The 1,808-nt window shown below is 43.6% G+C and carries 1 protein-coding gene and 1 pseudogene; one reads left to right on the top strand and one right to left on the bottom strand.

Annotated features, from left to right (window positions below):
* A partial coding sequence (locus F6K53_RS39645) for a hypothetical protein (RefSeq protein ID WP_293085492.1) occupies positions 1 to 1,319 on the top strand: 1,319 nt, incomplete at its 5' end.
* A 266-nt stretch (positions 1,320 to 1,585) separates the two neighbouring features.
* Here the strand turns inward: F6K53_RS39645 and F6K53_RS39640 are convergent.
* Positions 1,586 to 1,808: pseudogene (locus F6K53_RS39640) on the bottom strand (receptor ligand binding family protein); the annotation flags it as partial.

Here is a 1,808-nt window from a genome sequence, read left to right as displayed (position 1 = left end):
ATGGACGCAACACGGACAATCTCCGGGCAATGCGAGAGATTTCCGTTTATCTGATGGCGGAGGAAACCGGAAATGAAGAGACTAGGCGTCTGTATAAAAAGAAAATTCAGCGCTATGTCTGGGCGCTATACAACATTGGTATGGGAGAGTGGGACTCAGAGACTTACCATGGTCACACCTTTGCGGCTTACCTAAATCTCTACGACTTTGCGAAGGAACCGGAGGTGAAGCAACTGGCCAAAGCGGCTCTAGATTGGATGTCAGCGGCGGCAGCAGTGAAATATTATCGAGGTGGTTTTGGCGGACCGACTAAGCGGGATTACGGCAAAAGTAATGTGGTCTACGGAGCCAGTGCTGCCCGTCTGTTCTGGCTTTATTTTGGCGATGTTACCTTAGTCAATCCTAAGCCAGAACGGGATGTGATTCACGTAATTACTAGCGCCTATCGACCTCCCCAGGCGGTGGTAAAGTTAGCTCGTAAGCAGTTTCAGAAGCCTGTGGAAATCCTGGCGAGTAAACCGGTCTATGAAAATTGGAAACCTGGAGGTGAGGACAAACCAGGATATTGGGAAACCACCTTCTTTGGTCATACCTATCAGTTGGGGAGTTTAGCGGGTGAATTCCCCGATGGTGATGTCGGACCATTCAAGCTAATGGCATACAATCAACAGCGGGGTGTGGATTATTTTGTTGCTAATACTGGTGGTAATTGGGTGAAGCCAGGAAAAAATCAGGGAGACCAAGTAGGGCAATACCGTAACCTAGTTTTGTGGTTAAGACCAGCAAAGGATAGACCATTCTTTTTCCAATTACCTAAGACGGCTCAAGCAGAAATAGAAGACGGTATTTGGTTCTTTAAACTGGAGAAAACCTGGTTAGCGATTCGCTCGATTAATTTGGATGCCTATACTGAGGTGGCTATACCCAACCAGAAATTTGCCCAGCTCTATAGTCAAGAAAAAACTCTGAAGGCAACAACCCTAGGCAATAGCTATGCTGGCTTTGCTCTAGAAGTAGGAGAAGAGGAATCTCATGGTAACTATGAGGATTTCAAACAGGCAGTTAAGAAAAAAAGTCAGTTAGATTTACAGGAAATTTCCATCGGTAAAGTGCAGTGGATTGGTAGCACTGGTGAGAGTCTTGAACTGACCCACAATCCTAAAAATGACTTGCCAAGTCTGACGCGAAATGGTAAAGACCATGACTGGTCAAAACACATTGACCTGTACAAAGCAGTTAATGGGAATGTACCGATTTCTCTAGGTTGGAAAACAGGTAATCTCCGGGTTGAAGCAGGGGATTTGGTGTTTCAACATTGATTGATAAGTGTTGATTTATCATCGCTAAATATTCCCTAAGAGGATGTCTGAAACCAATAGTCAGAAATGCAATGGTAATACAAGTCATTTTGTTAACGAATAAAGTTTATTACAAGCTTCATTATTATGGAGTTTATACTAACTGGAGTTGAGTCTAAACTCCAGTTGAAATCGGTCTAATTTGTTCAAGTCAACAAGTATTCTACAAATATTACACAGTTATACTACAATAATAGTAAGCTATTAGCTAACTAAAACTCCTAAAACTAATTAGAGGGTATTGGCAGGAAATCGTAACCGCTGGAAGTGTTCTGCTTGGGAAGAATTTTTACCAGTTGGACTGAGCCATTGCGATCGCCTGAACGCAAAAACCGAATTGAACCAGATACTCCAGGCGCTACAAAATCTGAGGCTGAGAGGGCTTCTTGAACACCAGCACGAGTAGGATTACGTTTCAGGGCTTCTATCAAAGCCTGGGTTCCATCGTAA

Source organism: Moorena sp. SIO4A1 (assembly GCF_010672065.1).
In the GTDB taxonomy this organism is placed as follows: Bacteria; Cyanobacteriota; Cyanobacteriia; order Cyanobacteriales; family Coleofasciculaceae; genus Moorena.
Note: the sequence above shows the minus strand (reverse complement) of the source record. Positions and strands in the feature narration are given on the sequence as shown.